9 protein-coding genes are annotated in these 18,278 nt (G+C 55.7%); 8 read left to right on the forward strand and 1 reads right to left on the reverse strand.

Translation table 11 applies throughout. The features are described 5' to 3' along the window. Window positions 1–38: 38 nt before the first annotated feature. From H6G53_RS04470 to H6G53_RS04500, 7 genes are all read left to right on the forward strand, one after another. Window positions 39–566, forward strand: coding sequence for a heme-copper oxidase subunit III (locus H6G53_RS04470; RefSeq protein ID WP_347278348.1), 528 nt, complete (start codon window positions 39–41; stop codon window positions 564–566). A gap of 133 nt (window positions 567–699) precedes the next feature. After that, window positions 700–2,211: a GMC oxidoreductase gene (locus tag H6G53_RS04475; RefSeq protein WP_190531080.1), complete on the forward strand. Its 1,512-nt coding sequence runs from the start codon at window positions 700–702 to the stop codon at window positions 2,209–2,211. 419 nt (window positions 2,212–2,630) lie between these two features. Further along, window positions 2,631–4,436: an aspartate--tRNA ligase gene (gene aspS, locus H6G53_RS04480; protein ID WP_190531082.1), complete on the forward strand. Its 1,806-nt coding sequence runs from the start codon at window positions 2,631–2,633 to the stop codon at window positions 4,434–4,436. Window positions 4,437–5,074: 638 nt separating this feature from the next. Beyond that, window positions 5,075–11,158 (forward strand): PAS domain S-box protein, encoded by a 6,084-nt coding sequence (locus H6G53_RS04485; protein ID WP_190531084.1) that lies wholly within the window; start codon window positions 5,075–5,077, stop codon window positions 11,156–11,158. A gap of 172 nt (window positions 11,159–11,330) precedes the next feature. Then, window positions 11,331–14,567 carry a valine--tRNA ligase gene (locus tag H6G53_RS04490; protein WP_190531090.1) on the forward strand — a complete coding sequence of 1,079 codons (3,237 nt, stop codon included), beginning with the start codon at window positions 11,331–11,333 and terminating at the stop codon, window positions 14,565–14,567. A 79-nt stretch (window positions 14,568–14,646) separates the two neighbouring features. After that, the gene (locus H6G53_RS04495; protein ID WP_099532442.1) at window positions 14,647–15,102 is read left to right on the forward strand and encodes a hypothetical protein; all 456 of its coding nucleotides are present in this window, start codon (window positions 14,647–14,649) and stop codon (window positions 15,100–15,102) included. Window positions 15,103–15,117: 15 nt separating this feature from the next. After that, complete coding sequence (locus tag H6G53_RS04500; protein ID WP_190355739.1) at window positions 15,118–15,426, forward strand: DUF3593 domain-containing protein; 309 nt, start codon at window positions 15,118–15,120, stop codon at window positions 15,424–15,426. 81 nt (window positions 15,427–15,507) lie between these two features. On the opposite strand, the gene H6G53_RS04505 is transcribed toward H6G53_RS04500, so the two are convergent. Next, window positions 15,508–16,389, reverse strand: a complete 882-nt coding sequence (locus tag H6G53_RS04505) for a DUF1838 domain-containing protein (protein ID WP_099532440.1) — start codon at window positions 16,387–16,389, stop codon at window positions 15,508–15,510. 269 nt (window positions 16,390–16,658) lie between these two features. Here H6G53_RS04505 and H6G53_RS04510 point away from each other — a divergent pair, with 269 nt between their 5' ends. After that, complete coding sequence (locus tag H6G53_RS04510) at window positions 16,659–17,948, forward strand: glucose-1-phosphate adenylyltransferase (protein WP_099532439.1); 1,290 nt, start codon at window positions 16,659–16,661, stop codon at window positions 17,946–17,948. Window positions 17,949–18,278 lie beyond the last annotated feature (330 nt).

An 18,278-nucleotide genomic window follows, 5' to 3' on the forward strand; every position in this document is an offset into this window, starting at 1 on the left:
ACCATGCGGCCCATAGCCATGGATCCCCCGGCGACCAAATGTTTGGTTTTGTGATTTTTTTGCTGTCTGAAAGTGTTATTTTCTTCAGCTTCTTTGCGGGCTATATTGTCTACAAAACCACTGCCCAAACCTGGTTACCAGAAGGTGTTTTGGGTTTGGAGGTGCGCGAGCCAGCTATCAACACGGTCATTTTGGTGTCTAGCAGCTTCACGATTTATCTAGCTGAGCGCTATTTGCACGTTAAGCAGCTCTGGGGCTTTCGGGCATTTTGGTTGCTGACGATCGCCATGGGTAGCTACTTCTTGTATGGCCAGGCGATCGAGTGGAGTCACTTAGACTTTGGGTTCACCGATGGGGTGTTTGGCGGCACGTTTTATTTGCTGACAGGATTCCACGGTCTGCACGTTTTTGCGGGTGTGTTGCTGCAACTGATCATGTTGGTGCGATCGTTCATTCCGGGTAATTACGATCGCGGCGAATTTGGCGTGGCTTCGACCTCATTGTTTTGGCACTTTGTGGATGTGATTTGGATTATTTTGTTCCTGTTGATTTACATCTGGCAGTAACCAAAACACCGATCAAGATGAGGGTGATCGGCGATTTTGGAATGAGATGAGCGATCGCCCAGCAACCCCTTCGCAATGCCAGTGAATCGGTAAGCAATCGTTTCAATCGTTGAGTAGTCAGGACGATCTAATTATGATTATTGATGATTGCCATTACGACGTGATTATTATTGGTACTGGGGCTGGCGGTGGGACGCTGGCTTATAAATTAGCACCCACCGGCAAGCGTATTTTGATTCTTGAGCGGGGAGATTTTATGCCCCTCGAAGAACAAAATCGCAGCAATGTGGATGTTTTTAAACGCGAGCGATATCACGCGCCGGAACAGTGGTACGACAACACGGGCGAACCCTTTTCGCCCCAAATGAACTACGCGATCGGGGGCAACACCAAAATCTATGGAGCTGTGCTGATGCGGCGGCGAGAACAGGATTTTGCTGCCGTTACCCATCGCGAGGGAATTTCACCGGCTTGGTGTGTGGACTATGCGGAATTCGAGCCTTATTACACCGCTGCCGAAGCGCTTTATAAAGTGCATGGTCAGGCTGACCAAGACCCCACCGAGCCATTTCGGAGCAGCGACTATCCCTTTCCAGCAATCGAATCCGATCCGCAAATTGCCGCCATTACGGGAGCGATCGCCCAGCAAGGATTGCACCCATCTGCCTTGCCCTTGGGGTTAACTCGCCAGGACGATGACCCCACCAATGATTCCGAAGTGAGTGGCGTGTTGCCAGCGGTGGAATATCCCAACGTCACCCTCAAAACCAAGGCAAAAGTCGTGGGCTTGCATACCAACTCCTCAGGACGCTTGGTGAAAGCCGTTGAAGCGGAGATTGATGGTAAACCCTATCTCTTTTTGGGAGATTTGGTGGTCTTGGCCTGCGGGGCGGTGAACTCTGCGGCCCTGTTGTTGCGATCGGCTAATGATTGTCACCCACAAGGACTAGCCAATAGCTCCAATTTGGTGGGCCGCAACCTCATGAAAAATCTGATGACTGCGATCGTGCAGGTCAGCAGTAAAGCCAATTCCGGTGCGTTTCAAAAAACCGTTTGTGTGAATGATTTCTATTGGGGAGATGCGGATTTTCCCTACCCCATGGGTCATATTTACAATACGGGTGGCTTGCTAACCGATGTGATTTTTGCAGAAGCGCCGCCGATGTTTTCAGTGCTGGCGAAATTCATGCCGGGATTTGGGTTGCAACAATTGGCGACCCGCTCGATCGGTTGGTGGATTCAAACGGAAGATTTGCCCAATCCCAATAACCGAGTTTACCTAGATCAACACAAGCTTTGTATTGACTATCAACCCAACAATACGGAAGCGCACGATCGCCTCACCCACCGCTGGATTGATGTGTTGAAATCCCTAGAAAAGCAACTCGATGGTTTTCCGGTGGGCACAATCCATCCTCGCGGAGAAATTCCGGTGCAGGTGATGGCCAATCAATGCGGCACTTGTCGGTTTGGGGACGATCCGGCGACTTCCGTGCTTGATCGCAACTGCCGCACCCACGATGTGGATAATTTGTATGTGGTGGATGGCAGCTTTTTCCCCTCGAATGCCAGTGTTAGCCCCGCCCTGACGATTATTGCGAATGCGCTGCGTGTGGGCGATCACCTGCTCGATCGACTGGCTTAACTGGCTGAATCGAAGTTTGAGGGCGAATGACCCGCAGCAAGACGGGGCGATCGCAACAATCCTTTACAATCAATCTGGGTGATCGGGCGCAGTGCCAAACCGTCGCCGGTTGTCGGCAAGTCGCGGCATTTCTCAGCGGGCCAAGCCGCGCGATCGGGGTAGGATATTGGACTTGCACCCCAGCGCATTTGCGTTTCGTCAAGATTTTTGCGGACTGACGCAACCGTCACAAGTGGCTTGGGGCCAGGGGCAATGGATTCCCTGAAACCCCATTTCGCCACTGCGCGATCGTGCAGCGCGAGATCGTGGGGGCAAGGGGCTTAAGCCCCTTGTCTGGAGAGCGGCCGCCCTTTGTCTTGGAAGCAACCGCGTCAGTCCTAATTTCGTCCAGTTAAGTTCAAGTCCCATTCTGAGTCACCATGCGTACCCACTATTGCGGTCAACTGCGCGCCGAACAGGTTGGTAAAACCGTCACCCTTTGCGGTTGGGTCGATCGCCGCCGCGACCACGGGGGAGTCGTGTTTGTGGACTTGCGCGATCGCTCGGGGATCGTTCAGGTGGCCTCGAACCCGGACTTGCCCGAATCGTTTCAAATTGCCGACTCCCTCCGCAATGAATATGTGGTGCGGATTACGGGAACCGTCACCCAGCGGCCGCCCGAGTCCGTGAACCCCAAGCTGGCTACTGGGGAAGTGGAAGTGCTGGCGGATCAAATCGAAATCCTCAGCGCTGTCAGCAAGCAACTGCCGTTCCAGGTTTCCACCTCCGAAAACGAAACCGTTCGCGAAGAATTGCGGCTGAAATATCGCTATCTGGATTTGCGCCGCCCCCGGATGCAGCACAACCTGCAACTGCGCCATGCGGTGGTGAAGGCCATGCGCCGGTTCCTGGAAGATGCCCAGGGCTTCATGGAAATCGAAACGCCCGTCCTAACCAAATCCACGCCAGAAGGGGCACGCGATTACCTGGTTCCTTCGCGGGTGAATCCGGGCGAGTGGTTTGCCCTGCCCCAGTCGCCGCAATTGTTTAAGCAATTGCTGATGGTGTCCGGGTTCGATCGCTACTACCAAATCGCCCGTTGCTTCCGCGATGAAGATTTGCGGGCCGATCGCCAGCCGGAGTTCACCCAACTCGACATGGAAATGAGCTTCATGTCCATGGAAGAAATCCTGGACCTGAATGAGCAACTGGTTTGCCACATCTTCAAAACCGTCAAGAACATTGACCTGCCGCGCCCCTTCCCGCGCCTGACCTACGCCGAAGCCATGGATCGTTACGGCAGCGATCGCCCCGACACCCGCTTTGGGATGGAACTGGCAGACTGCTCGGATCTGTTCAAGGGTTGTGGGTTCAAGGTGTTCTCCGGCTCGATCGCGGCCGGTGGGATCGTCAAAACCCTGCCCGTGCCCGGCGGTAACGATGCGGTGTCCAATGTGCGGATCAAGCCCGGTGGGGATTTGTTCGCGATCGCCTCGGAAGCCGGAGCCAAGGGTCTGGCCTTCATCCGCGTGCGCGACAATGGCGAAGTGGACACGATCGGGGCGCTCAAGGACAGCCTGACCCCGGAAATCACCGCCGAACTGCTGCAACGCACGGGCGCACAATCGGGCGATTTACTGCTGTTTGGTGCGGGCCCGGCGGAGATCGTGAACAAAACGCTCGATCGCCTGCGCTTGGCCCTGGGCAAAGAGCTGAACCTGATTGATCCCGATGCGATCAATCTGCTGTGGGTCGTGGATTTCCCGATGTTCGAGTACAACGCCGACGAACAGCGCCTAGAAGCCCTGCACCACCCCTTCACGGCCCCCAACCCGGAAGATTTGGCGGATCTGAAAACCGCCCGCGCCCTGGCCTACGACATCGTGCTCAACGGCACGGAAATCGGCGGCGGCAGCCTGCGGATCTACCAACGGGATGTGCAGGAGCAGGTGTTCGCGGCGATCGGCCTGACCGACGAAGAAGCCCGCGCCAAGTTCGGCTTCCTGCTCGATGCCTTTGAATACGGCACGCCACCCCATGGGGGAATTGCCTACGGTCTCGATCGCCTGGTGTCGATTTTGACCGGCGAAGACTCGATCCGCGACGCGATCGCCTTCCCCAAGACCCAACAGGCCCGCTGCTTGTTGACCGATGCGCCCTCCTCGGTGGAAGCCAAACAACTGAAGGAGCTGCAAGTGGCTTCCACCTACAAACCCAAGAAGCCGGAAGCCGAAGCCTCGGCCTAGGAGGGTGTCGCAAAAGCCTCAATTGCGACCTTGCGGGTCTGGCAAACCGATGAAGACCAGAGGCTTCAGCCCCTTGCCCCACGGCTGTTGATGCTTGGCCCTTGTCACCCGACAATTGGGCAGACCTCCTCTCAGCCTCATGACCTAAATCTCGTCGCCTAAATTACAAGGGCTGTCATCAGTAACTCGGTGACAGCCCTCTGTCTTTTTAAAGTGTTTTTAAAGATGGCTTGCGTTTGAAATCACGCAGACCTGTGACCTGTGACAACGGATCTGTTTCCCGATTGATGCAAATTAATCAGTACAAATAGACTGATTCGCTGTGCTTTTCTGGAACTACGATAGATTTCGAAGAAAACTCAGTAGAATTAATTCTTGAAAAAGGTTGAAAACCATACAAAAACATGATCGACTGTCATTTCTTGGGTTTCAGCTACTTAGTTTGATTTGATACATACTTTGCATTTTTACTCTTTTTTTACTAATTTTTCCGCTAATTTATATCTGTTTACAACTCGCTTGACTGACAATTGACGAAAGAGTTGGATCGCTTTGAGAAAATCAATGGGCGAAATGAGCAGCCCGGCGCTTTTTCCTTGGGTAGTAAATAATAGAAGAACTTCCCTTCTGCAATGCATATGGCTGCCTTGTCTGTCACCCTGACTCCTTTGGATCCGCAGGCTGCCTTGATTCAGAACCCGCTGATTGTTTCACCGGACACACCCGTGGTAGCGGCGCTCCATCGGATGAGTCAGGTGCGATCGAGCTGTGGAATTGCGGAATCCACCGATCCTGAAAACAACAACCAGCAGGTGCTGCGAGAGGCTCGGGGGAGCTGTGTGCTGGTGGTGGATCAAGACCGCCCGATCGGGATTGTGACCGAGCGAGATGTGGTGCGGCTGTTGGCCGAACAAACCTGCTTGGATCAACTCACGGTCTCCCAGATCATGATCCAGCCCTTGGTGACCTTGCAGACCAAAACTTGTGAAGACCTGGACGTGATGGCGGCCATCACGCTGTTGCACAAACACGGCATTCGCCATTTGCCCGTGCTGGATGCAGATCGCCGGTTGGTGGGCTTGATGACCCACGAAAGCCTCTGCCAAACCACCCGCCCGATCGACCTGCTGCGGATGCGGTTGGCCTCAGAGGTGATGACCCAGCATGTGGTGGCGATCGCGGTCACCAGTTCCATGCTTGATGTGGCGCGGCTGATGGCTGAGTGCCAGGTGGGATCCGTGGTGATTGTGGAGCCGGGTGCAGCAGATTCAGGACAGCAGCCCGTGGGAATTGTGACGGAACGGGACTTGGTGCAGTTTCAATCCCTGGGTTTGGACTTTCAGCAGTTCACGGTGCGAGAGGTGATGAGCACACCGGTTTTCACCGTGGCCGCCGATAGTTCCCTGTGGTTGGTTCATGAGTTGATGGCCAAGCGCAACATCCAGCGCGTTTTGGTCATGGGCGATCGGGGCGAGTTGGTGGGCATCGTCACCCAAACCAGTTTGCTGCGGGTTCTGAATCCCCTGGAGCTATACAAACTGGCGGAACTGCTAGAGCACAAGGTGAACCAGCTCGAAGCGGAAAAACAGGCCCTGGAAACGCTGCATCACCAGGAACTGGAGCAGCGGGTGGAAACCCGCACAGCGGCCCTGCGGGCCAAGGCAGAACGGGAACTGCTGTTGGTGGCGTTGGCCACTCAGATTCGATCGTCCCTGAGCTTACAGAGCATTTTGGATACCACGGTGCAGGAGGTGCGGCGGGTCTTGCAGTGCGATCGGGTGAATATTTGGCAATTTCAAACCGCCGACAAGGCTCGGGCCCGGGTGGTGGCAGAATCAACGGACTTACCCATTTCCATGATCGGCACGGAACTGGAGGGTACCTGGTTTCAGCATGACCAAGAACCGGTTTATCGGCAGGGCTACATCCGGGTTGAACCCGACGTGGCCGCCAGTGACATGGGCGGGTGTCACCTCCAGTTACCGATCGAGCTGCGGCCCCGCGCCAAAATTCTGGTTCCCCTGCTTTATCAAGAGGAACTGTGGGGATTGTTGAGCGTTTCCGAAAGCAAAACCACCCGAAACTGGTTGCCCGACGAGGTGAAATTGCTCAAGGGCCTGTCGGTGCAATTGGAAGTGGCCCTCAAGCAGGCCATCACGCACCAGCAACTGCAACAGGAATTGGAAACCCGCACGCAAGCGGAAGCCTTCCTGCGGGAAAGCGAGCAGCGCTATGCCAATCTCGCGGCCGTTGTGCCCGTGGGCATCTTCCGCATGGATTTGCAGGGACGGCCCACCTACGTGAACGAACGCTACTGCCAAATTTTAGGCTGCTCCATTGAAGAGGGTCTTGATTGGGATTGGGAGCAAGCCCTGCACCCGGACGATCGGGATTGGGTGTTGGCTCTGCGGGAGCAAAATCTGCGAGAGCAATCGTCCTGTCAGTTGGAATGCCGGTTCCAATCGCGCGAGCATCGCCACGGCCCCGACCCCGATCGGGCTGTCACGTGGGTGGATATGCGGGTGGTGGTGGAGCGGGATGCCACGGGTCAACCGATCGGCTATGTGGGAACCCTCACAGACATCAGCGATCGGAAGCGATCGGCCCTCGAACTCCGCGAAAGTCGCCAGCGATACGCCAGTCTGTTGGCCGTGGCCCCCGTCGGGATTTTTCGCACCGACACTGCCGGCCATTGCCTATACGTCAACGATCACTGGTGTGAAATGACCGGCCTCGATCATCGGGCCGCCCTTGGTCATGGTTGGCAGCTCACCCTGCACCCGGACGATCGCGCCTTAGTCACCAATGGCTGGATGCAAGCCATCCAGACCAATCGCCCCTGGAAGGCCGAATATCGCCTGGCACGTCCCGACGGGGAAGTGCTTTGGGTCTATGGCCAATCGGTGGTAGAGCGCCATTTCAACGGCGATATCGTGGGCCATGTGGGAGCCATCACCAACATCACCGATCGTAAACAGGCTGACTTTGCCCTGCAAAACCTGATCGAAGGAACCGCCGCCACTGGCCTCGATTTTTTCCCTGCCCTGGTCAAACATCTGGCCACCGCTCTCAATGTTTCCCACGCTTTTGTGGCCGAGCGCATGGGCAATCGAATCCAAGTGTTGGCCTTTTGGAATGCGGGAACCGTAGAAACGATCGCCACCTGTGCCCTCAACCACTTCGATCAGGAACTGCCCTACCCCTGGCACGGGAACTGCCATCCACAGTTGCTTCAGTCTCTGTTTCCCCAAGTGCCTGGCCTGACGCAAATCACCGACAACAACTATCTGAGCGTTCCCCTTCAAGATTCCCACGGTCTGGAAATTGGTCACCTCTGCATCTTGAACCAAGGGCCCATTCAAGCGCCCCGCCGAGCCGAAACCGTCTTGCGCATCTTTGCGGCTCGGGCTGGAGCCGAACTGGAACGCCAGCAAGCCACCAACGCCCTTGAGCAGCTCAATCAGGATCTAGAAATTACGATTCAACGGCGAACCCAAGAGCTTTGGCGCGTTCACAATCTGCATAAGGCCATTCTGAACTGTGCCCCCTATGCGGTGATCGCCACCGACATCCAGGGGCTAATTACCACCTTCAACCCAGCCGCCGAGCGCATGTTGGGATATCGGGCCGCCGAAGTGATCCGCCAGCTTACGCCGGAAATTTTCCACGACCGTCAGGAGGTGGCCGCCCGGGCTGCTCAGCGATCGGCAGAGTTGGGCGAGCCGATCGCCCAAGGGTTTGAAGTGCTCGTGGCCCGGGCCCGCCAAGGCATTGTGGACGAGAACGAGTGGAATTGTATTCGCCAGGATGGTTCTCGGTTTCCCGCCGCCCTTTCCGTGAGCTGCCTGAGGGATCGCAATGATCAAATCATTGGCTTTTTAGGCATTGCCCAAGACATTACCGATCGCAAGCGCACAGAGCAAGAGAATCGTTTACTCAAAGAGCGGTTGGAGTTTCTATTAGCCTCCAGTCCCGCTGTAATCTACAGTCGCAAGCTCGATCGACGCTACACCACAACCTTTGTTAGCCCCAATGTGGAATCTATCCTCGGCTACACGCCCCAGGAGTTTATTCAGGATGCAAACTTCTGGATTAGCCGAATTCATCCCCAAGATGTGGACAGGGTGCTCAGTGATCTCAGTGGTTCATTTGAAGCAGATCGCTACAAGTATGAGTACCGATTACTTCATGCGGATGGCTATTATTTGTGGGTGCGGGATGAAATTTACCTGGTGCGCGATGAGCAGAATCAGCCCCTAGAGATTGTGGGCTATTTTGCGGATATCAGCGATCTCAAGCAAACGGAAGCGATCGTGGTTCAGCAGGCCAAGCGCGAGACCCTGCTCTTAGAAATTACCCAGCGAATTCGTCAGTCTTTGGATCTTTCGATCGTGTTTGAAACGGCTTGTCAGGAAATTCGGCAGCTCATGGAGTCCGATCGAGTTGGCATCTTTCAGTTTAATCCCGAGTCCCAATGGCAAGATGGCAAGTTTGTGGCGGAATCCGTTGATGACAAATATCCATCGGTGATTGCGGTTTCGATGGATGATCGCTGTTTTGGCGGAAGCTATTTCCAGCGCTATGCCCAAGGACAATATTGTGCAACCGACGATATCTATGACGGCAGCCTCAGCACCTGCCATGCGGATGTTTTAAAGCGGCTTGCGGTGCGGGCTAATTTGGTGATGCCTCTGCTTTGTAATGGAGCCTTGTGGGGGCTGCTTTGTGTTCATCAATGCATGAAAGTCCGGCATTGGGAGCTTTCAGAAATTGAATTAATTAAGCAAATTGCCAATCAATTAGAAATTGCGATTCAACAGGCCAGCCTCTATGACCGAATGCAAGCCGAATTATTAGTTCGCAAGCGAGCGGAGAAGCGAATCGCCCTCCAACTCCATCAACAGGAATTATTAGGCGTTATTTCCCAACGAATTCGAGAATCGTTGGATGTGGCTGAAATTCTGCAAGTGGTCACCGACCAAGTGCGGCAGGTCTTTCAGTGCGATCGCGCAATCATACTTCAGGTGTTCCCAGATGGCCACAGCCAAATTTTTGAAGAATCTGTTGCGCCAGGTTTCCCAGTTCTCAAAAACCGCCAGTGGGATGATGAGCATTGGTCTATAGAAATCTTGGAGCATTATTGGCAGGGAGAGCCACGAATTGTGCCGGATGTGATGAGCGATCGGTGGACAGATTGCCTACGGGAATATTCCCAAGCAGGACAAATTCAGTCCAAAGTGGTGGCTCCTATTTTGCAGGAGGTGCATGTTCACAGCGAAGATCGCTGGGTTTCCGTGGGGCACAATAACCGCCTGTGGGGAGTGTTAGTAATCCATGCTTGCCAGGAACAGCGGGTGTGGCAGGGGGCCGAGGCCAAACTTTTGCAACAAATTGCGAACCAGTTGGCCACGGCAATTCAACAGGCTAATTTATTTGAACAATTGCAACGGGAGCTTCAAGAGCGCCAGCAGGCTCAACAGCAATTGACCGATCGCAACCAAGAATTGGCCGTTTCTAATCAAGAATTGGCACGGGCCACTCGGCTAAAAGATGAATTCTTGGCGAACATGAGCCATGAGCTGCGAACGCCGTTGAATGCCATTTTGGGAATTACTGAAGGGCTTCAGGAGTCGATTTTTGGTCCCATCACTGAGCAACAGGAGCGCGTGCTGCAAACCATTGAACGCAGTGGCTCCCATCTTTTATCATTGATTAATGACATTCTCGATGTGGCCAAAATTGAAGCCGGACAGCTAGAGTTAGACATTGCAGCGGTTCCTGTTTCGCCCCTGTGCCAATCTAGTTTGGCGTTTGTTAAGCAACAGGCTTTCAAAAAAGGAATTCAACTGGCGATTCAGCTTCCTCCCAAGTTGCCAGACTTGCTGGTGGATGAACGCCGGGTGCGCCAGGTATTGATTAATCTGTTAAATAATGCGGTTAAATTTACCCCCGACCACGGATCTGTTTCTTTGGAAGTTTGTTTGGGAACATCACGACGAGTCCCTAAACTGAACAGTAGTTTGGGGGAAACAGAAGTCCACCAGTTTTTGGAAATTTCGGTTGTGGATACCGGAATTGGGATTTCGCCGGAAGATATCCGCAAGCTCTTTCAGCCCTTTGTACAGGTGGACAGTGCTTTGAATCGGCAGTACACCGGCACAGGGTTGGGGTTAGCGCTGGTGAAGCGAATTGTTGAATTGCATGGTGGAGAAGTATCCCTCGTGAGTGAAGTAGGTGTTGGCAGTCGATTTACGGTCGATTTGCCCTGTGCAAGTACGCTGTCTGGGCCGGATCAACCGGCAACGGGGGCGATCGAGGCGGCGGAACCCAGTCCGGCCGTACCCTTGGAATCGCCGCTGATTCTGTTGGCGGAGGATAACGAAGCCAATGTCAGCACGATCGTGGCGTATCTGCAAGCGAAGGGCTATCGCCTGACCCTGGCCAAAAACGGCGAGGAGGCCGTTGCTTTCGCCAAGGCCGCGCCGCCGGATCTGATCCTGATGGATATTCAGATGCCGGTGATGGATGGTTTGGAAGCCACTCGCCAAATTCGCCAAGATCCGACCCTGGCCAATGTGCCGATCATTGCCCTAACGGCTTTGGCAATGGCGGGCGATCGGGAACGATGTTTGGCGGCGGGAGCCAGTGATTATCTGAGCAAGCCGGTGCGACTCAAGCAGTTGGCAGCCATGATTCAAGAATTCCTCGCGGCCATTTCCTAAGCTAAGGGGGCGGCCGTGGGTGCTGCGGATCTCACGGGATCCCCAAAAATCTGCCGATCGCGGCGATCATTCCCAGGAAGCCGGTTCCGGGATCGAGCGCGAACAGGGGTGCGCAACCGGGTAAGATAACAGCCTGAATCATTGACCTTCATTTGCCCCAGCCCTCGTCGCCATGACTGCCCCGGTAGACGCGCTTCCCACCCAATACGATCCCAAAGCTGCCGAAGCCAAATGGCAGAGCACCTGGGAGGACTCCGCTGCCTTTGCGGCCGATGTTGATGCCGCTGGCGAGCCGTTTTGTGTGGTGATTCCGCCGCCGAACGTCACCGGCAGTTTGCACATGGGCCATGCCTTTGAGCATTCTTTGATCGATGCCTTTGTGCGCTACCACCGGATGACCGGGCGCAACACCCTGTGGCTGCCGGGAACCGACCACGCCAGCATCGCCGTGCAATCGATCCTGGATAAGCAACTGAAGGAGGCAGGAACCGATCGCTTTGCCTTGGGTCGTGAGGCGTTTCTCGATCAGGCCTGGACTTGGAAAGAAGAATCCGGCGGCACGATCGTTGGGCAAATGCGCCGCCTGGGCCTGTCCGTCGATTGGGATCGCGAGCGGTTCACCATGGATGAAGGCCTTTCCAATGCCGTGTTGGAAGCCTTTGTGCGGCTCTACGAAGACGGGCTAATCTATCGCGGCAAATACATGGTCAACTGGTGCCCCGCCTCCCAGTCGGCCGTGTCCGATTTGGAAGTGGACAACAAAGAGGTGGACGGCAACCTCTGGCATTTCCGCTACCCGCTGACCAATGGTTCCGGCGAAGTGGTGGTGGCCACGACCCGCCCGGAAACGATGCTGGGTGATACGGCGGTGGCGGTGAACCCCAAGGACGATCGCTACAAGGCCCTGATTGGCAAAACCGTCACCCTGCCCCTGGTGGGCCGGGAAATCCCGATCGTTGGCGATGAATTTGTTGATCCGACCTTTGGTACGGGCTGTGTGAAAGTCACGCCAGCCCACGATCCCAACGATTTCGAGATGGGCAAGCGCCACAACCTGCCCCAAATCGAAATCCTGAACAAAGACGGCACGGTCAACGAAAACGGCGGCGAATTTTGCGGCCAAGATCGCTTCGTGGCCCGCAAGAACCTTGTGGCCAAGATGGAGGAGCTGGGCTACCTGGAAAAGGTGGAAGCCTATCGCCACTCCGTGCCCTACAGCGAGCGCGGCAAAGTGCCCGTGGAGCCGCTGTTGTCGTCCCAGTGGTTCTTGCAGGTGCGCCCCTTGGCCGAAAAGGCCCTGGCGGATCTGGAAAACAACCGGGAGCCGCTGTTTGTGCCCGATCGCTGGACGAAGGTCTACCGCGATTGGCTGCTGAACCTGCGCGATTGGTGCATTTCCCGCCAGCTCTGGTGGGGCCACCAAATCCCCGCTTGGTACGTGATCAGCGAAACCAACGGCCAAGTGACGGAACACACGCCCTTCATCGTGGCCCGCACGGAAGCCGATGCTCTCAAGCAAGCCCAGGCCCGCTACGGCGAAGGTGCAGTGCTGGAGCGGGATGAGGACGTGCTGGATACTTGGTTCTCGTCCGGTTTGTGGCCCTTTTCGACGTTGGGTTGGCCCAATGAAACGGCGGCCGATTTCCAAACCTATTACCCGAACACGATGCTGGTGACGGGCTTTGACATCATCTTTTTCTGGGTGGCCCGGATGACGATGATGGCGGGCTATTTCACCGGTCAAATGCCCTTCAAAACGGTCTACGTTCACGGGCTGGTGCGGGATGAAAATAACCAAAAAATGTCGAAATCCAAGGGCAATGGGATTGATCCCTTGCTGTTGATCGACAAATACGGCACGGATGCGGTGCGCTACACCCTGGTGCGGGAAGTGGCCGGCGCGGGTCAGGATATCCGCCTGGACTACAACCGCAAAACCGATGAGTCGGTGTCGGTGGAAGCGTCACGCAACTTTGCGAACAAGCTGTGGAATGCGTCGCGGTTTGTGTTGATGAATTTGGCTGGGGAAACGCCGGCCAGCTTGGGTGCGCCGGAGGCCGATCGCCTGGAGTTGGCCGATCGCTGGATCCTGTCGCGGTTTAACCAAACCGTGCGCCAAACCCGCCACGACATCGATCACTACGGTTTGGGCGAGGCGGCCAAGGGGCTTTACGAGTTCATTTGGGGCGACTTCTGCGACTGGTATATCGAGTTGGTGAAACCCCGGTTGAATGGGGATGATCCGGCGGCTCGGCGGACGGTGCAGCAGATGTTGGCGCTGGTGTTGGATGGGACGCTGAAGCTGTTGCATCCCTTCATGCCCCACATCACCGAAGAGGTGTGGCACGCCCTGACAGGGGCGGCGGCGACGGACTTTTTGGCCCTGCAAGCCTACCCGGTGGCGATCGAACAGGCGATCGATCGGGAGCTAGAAGCCCAGTTCGAGGCGATCATCAACGCGATCCGCACGATCCGGAACCTGCGGGCCGAGGCAGATATCAAGCCCGGTCAGAAAGTGCCGATCGTCCTGCAACCGGAGACCGATCGGGAGCGGACGGCCTTTGAAATTGGCCGCGCCTACATTTGCAATCTGGCCAAGGTGTCCGACCTGACGATCCAGGGCGGTGCAACCCCGGTGAAACCGACAGCCGCCCCAGAGCCGACCCTGATGGATGCGGACACGGCAGCCCTGCTAGAGGCGATCGCCGCTGACGAAATGAATCTGGATGCCGACCAACTGGCTTGGGAGCAAAGCGAAAAACGGCGGGTAGCCCTGCTGACCCTGGCCATGATCGGGACAGCGGCCTTTGCGCTCTACTTGGCCAACAGCACCCTGGACGCGATCGACGAAATCCCGCTGCTGCCCTCGATCTTCCAGTTGATTGGCTTCTTCTGGACGGTCTACCACCTGCCCAAGACCCTGCTGTTTGCGCGCGATCGAGCGGCCTTTGCGAATGGCGTGCGGCAAACCAAACTGACCTACATCGGCGAGGGCAATCCCTTCGCGGTGCGGGCCTATCCTGGAGAAACCCCGGCCGCCGCTCCGACCAAGCCGCAGCCGCTCCAGTTGCCGGCCGCCCAAGCGCCGGAAGTGACCTTGCCGATCGACCTGGGCCAGGCGGAACCGGAAGCCGTCCCGATCGAGCGGGCCATGGCCGGCGTGGTGGGTACGACCCAAGTGTTGCTGCCCCTGGTGGATGGTGTGGTGGACTTGGCTGCCCTACGCGCTAAGTTGACCAAGGCCCTGAACAAGGCCGAAGGGGAAATCAAGGGGCTGTCGGGTCGCCTCAGCAATTCGGGCTTTGTGGACAAGGCTCCCCCGGAAGTGGTGGCCAGCGCCCGGGCCGCCTTGGCGGAAGCGGAAACCCAAGCCCAATTGCTGCGCGATCGCCTGGCCCAGTTGCAATAAAATTGCCCCGAAAATCCTGAATTCCAGCAATTTCCTGAGTTCAAGAAACAAATCAGCGTATGGCTTCACCGGAGGGGACATGGTGCTTTATTTAGCCCAAGTGCAACAACAGGAAACGGATCACTCCCTAGCCCTGATGCCGCTGGCGGTGCAGTCCGTCGATCGGGGATGGCAAATTACCCGAGAGCGCCAACGCCAGACCCTGCCCTTGCCGGAACAGGCTCAATGTCATCCCCAGCAGTTGGTGCTGATTGAGGTGGACAACGCCCAATTGGTGACCGACTGCCAGGATGCAACCGATTGGATTTTGGAGCTGATTAAAACCTACTTGAGCTTGGGAGTCACGCCCGAGGAGTTGGCCCACGAAGCCAACCGCCTAGAGCAGTGGAAACAGTCTCTGACCCTGCAAAATCAAGAGCTATCGCGGCGATCGCTTGAGTTGGAAATTCGCCGCGATCAGCTACAGGCTCTGGAAGCGGCCCTCAAAACATCTTCCCCGGAAGATGAGGAAGCCGCCGAAGCCACTGAGGATTAGTGGGGGAAATCAATAATGTCTTTTTTATCCAAAGAAACCCTGTTTGGTTTATCTCTGTTTCCCTATTTGGGGTTTCTGTGGTTTTTGACGCGATCGGGTCAAGCGCCCAAGCTCGGTCTGATTGGGTTTTACCTGACCCTTTTATTTGTGGCGATTACCATTCCCGCTGGTATCTACGCCCAGGTGCATTACAACCAAAGTCTTGCCGATGTGGACTGGCTCCATGGCAGCGCGGAGGTTTTCTTGACCTTGGCGAATTTGACCTTGGTGCTTGGGTTTCAACGGGCCATCAGCCAACTGAAAGCCACCAAAAAGGCCCCATAGGCCCGCTAGCCCGCTGAGTTGGGGGACTCGAACTGGGGTTGCCCAGGATTGATGCGGTGGGGATGGCTCAGCGGGCGGCGGCTAAACCGCTAGTTCTGGCAGCGGGAACATTTCACCCCGCAGATAAGCCTCAAAGTGCTCTTTGAAGTAGCGCCAAGAGGTCATGTTTTTCTGGGTGCTGTGGTGATCAGGCGCGTGGCGATATTTCGGGAGGCGATCGCGGATTTCCGTTTGCAGCAGGGGCGGCAAGGCCTCGAAGCCCGCCACCCGTTGACCACAGGCGCTGTAGACCAACTGCCCGGAGCGATCGCCCATTTTCATCCAAGGCAACCAAGGGCCAATCCGATGCCAAGCAACAGTCATGGTTTCAACGGCGGCCAACTCCGGATTGGTTAGCTCCGAAAGCGGAACGGTCAGCTTGAAAAACTCAGCGGCGCTGTAGTGGGGGCTGGGGCTGTAGTCCTGAAAGCGCGGGTCGTTGCCCAAGGGGTTGGGATAGGCCGGAAACACGTCACAGGTAAAAATCACCGCATCGCCCGCCAGGGTCGCTCCGAACGTGCCCGTGAGGCGACTTTGCACCGGGTCATTGGCCACATGCACCACCGGCACGGTTTCCCCCGTCCAGGGATTATCCCAACTGTGGAGCACGGCCCCCGTATCGGGATCCAAATAGTAGGTCAGTTCCCGGGACACCAAGCTCCAACTGCCATCTCCGTTGTTCACACCCCGGGCCACGTTCATGCCCACGATGTCAAACAGGTGGCATTGGGTTTGGTCGGGCAGCATGGCGTAGATGGAGCCAGTCCATTCCACATACACGTCCCGATCGTCCGTGGCGGCTCGGGCCTTGAGGAAAGTGGCCGCATCAAATTCCGATCGCCCGGAGCCAGGCGCGATCGGGTGAGGGCGGGCCGGTGCTGGGGAACTGCGCAATGAACTAGGGTTGCCGGTCTGGATACTCATGGTTCAGCCTCCACCTCGGGGGATTGGCCCAAGAGAACTGTGGCGTGGTTGACACGCTTGTCACAATTTCAATATATCGCAACAAATTTTAACAGTAACCCTTGCTACGGTTTTTCTGGACTTCAGAATCTGCTTGGGATCGCGAATTCCCGTTCGATCGGCCCGGGAGCGATCGGGCTGAAATGGCTTTACTGTCAACCCCTTGTCAATTGCCACCGAGCAACGGACACTGGACGTGGAAGTGGATTGGCAGCGCTAGAGGTCGTCTTGTGAAAAGAGTTTTAGGCATCATCCTAGGCGGCGGAGCAGGAACCCGCCTGTATCCGCTGACCAAATTACGGGCAAAACCGGCAGTCCCCCTGGCGGGCAAATATCGGTTGATCGATATTCCGGTTAGTAACTGCATCAATTCCGAAATTCTTAAAATCTACGTCCTCACCCAGTTCAACTCTGCCTCGTTGAACCGTCACTTGTCCCGGGCCTATGCCATGTCCGGGTTCACCGATGGTTTTGTGGAGGTTTTGGCGGCCCAACAAACCCCCGATAGTCCCAATTGGTTCCAAGGCACTGCCGATGCGGTGCGGAAATATCTGTGGATTTTTGCCGACTGGGACGTGGATGAATACGTCATCTTGTCCGGCGATCATCTCTATCGGATGGACTATCGAAAATTTGTGGAGCATCACCGCGCCACCAATGCCGACATCACGTTATCGGTGATCCCCATTGATGAGAAGCGGGCCTCGGATTTTGGCCTGATGAAAATTGACGGCAACGGCCGGGTAACAAGCTTTAGCGAAAAACCGAAGGGGGATGCCCTCAAGACCATGGCGGTGGACACCACCGTTTTGGGTTTGCCGGCTGACCGGGCCCAGGAGATGCCTTATATCGCCTCCATGGGCATTTACGTCTTTAAGAAAGAAGTTTTGATTGACCTGTTGAATGAGTCCGTAGATCGCACGGATTTTGGGAAAGAAATCATTCCGCAGGCGGCTCCCAATTACAACGTTCAAGCCTATTTATTTGACGGTTATTGGGAAGATATTGGAACGATCGAAGCCTTCTTTGATGCAAATTTAGCGCTGACCAAGCAACCGCAGCCACCCTTTAGTTTTTACGATGAACATGCGCCGATCTATACCCGATCGCGCCATTTGCCCCCCACGAAAATTTTGAACGCCCAGGTTACTGATTCGATCGTGAGTGAGGGTTGCATCCTCAAAAACTGCACGATCGAGCATTCCGTGTTGGGGGTGCGCTCTCGGGTTGAATCTGGTTCTGTGATTGACAACGCCCTGTTGATGGGAGCGGATTACTATCAACCCTTCCCCGAGCGGATGGACTGCCTTGAGCGGGGCTACGTGCCGATCGGGATTGGGCCAGATTCCACAATTCGCCGCGCCATTATTGACAAGAACGCCCGCATTGGCCAAAAGGTGGCGATCGTCAACAAGGACAATGTGCAAGAGGCCAACCGCGAGGAGTTGGGCTTTGTCATTCGCAGCGGCATCGTGGTGGTTCTCAAGAACGCCACCATTCCTGACGGTATGGTCATTTAAGCCATGAGTATTTGACCCGGCAGTCCGGCTGACCGGAAACTGGGTTATTAAAACGGCTGAATTGAAGTGCTCAGGTCGATCGGGCAGTGATTGATCTAGCAGTGATCGATGATTAGTCGATCGAGCAGTGCTCGATTCAATCGATCAATCCAATCAACTGAATTGACCGGATCTATCGGATCTATCCGATCGGGAGTGGGCATTCGCTGACTCCCGATTTTGTTTTGCTGGCGGTGGGATGGTTGCCTGCTCGATTGTGGAGCGATTGGGCCAACAGCGGATCAAGTCCCGAGTGCCATCCCGATCAAAGCGGACTCGAATCGCGATCTC

This window comes from Limnothrix sp. FACHB-406, from assembly GCF_014698235.1.
Lineage (GTDB): Bacteria > Cyanobacteriota > Cyanobacteriia > CACIAM-69d > CACIAM-69d > CACIAM-69d.

Excerpts from the sequence above, each read along its gene's own strand:
- aspS (WP_190531082.1), top strand. The coding sequence starts at position 2,631 with ATGCGTACCCACTATTGCGGTCAACTGCGCGCCGAACAGGTTGGTAAA.
- H6G53_RS04490 (WP_190531090.1), top strand. The coding sequence starts at position 11,331 with ATGACTGCCCCGGTAGACGCGCTTCCCACCCAATACGATCCCAAAGCT.
- H6G53_RS04505 (WP_099532440.1), bottom strand. The coding sequence starts at position 16,389 with ATGAGTATCCAGACCGGCAACCCTAGTTCATTGCGCAGTTCCCCAGCA.
- H6G53_RS04500 (WP_190355739.1), top strand. The coding sequence starts at position 15,118 with ATGTCTTTTTTATCCAAAGAAACCCTGTTTGGTTTATCTCTGTTTCCC.
- H6G53_RS04485 (WP_190531084.1), top strand. The coding sequence starts at position 5,075 with ATGGCTGCCTTGTCTGTCACCCTGACTCCTTTGGATCCGCAGGCTGCC.
- H6G53_RS04475 (WP_190531080.1), top strand. The coding sequence starts at position 700 with ATGATTATTGATGATTGCCATTACGACGTGATTATTATTGGTACTGGG.
- H6G53_RS04495 (WP_099532442.1), top strand. The coding sequence starts at position 14,647 with ATGGTGCTTTATTTAGCCCAAGTGCAACAACAGGAAACGGATCACTCC.
- H6G53_RS04470 (WP_347278348.1), top strand. The coding sequence starts at position 39 with ATGTTTGGTTTTGTGATTTTTTTGCTGTCTGAAAGTGTTATTTTCTTC.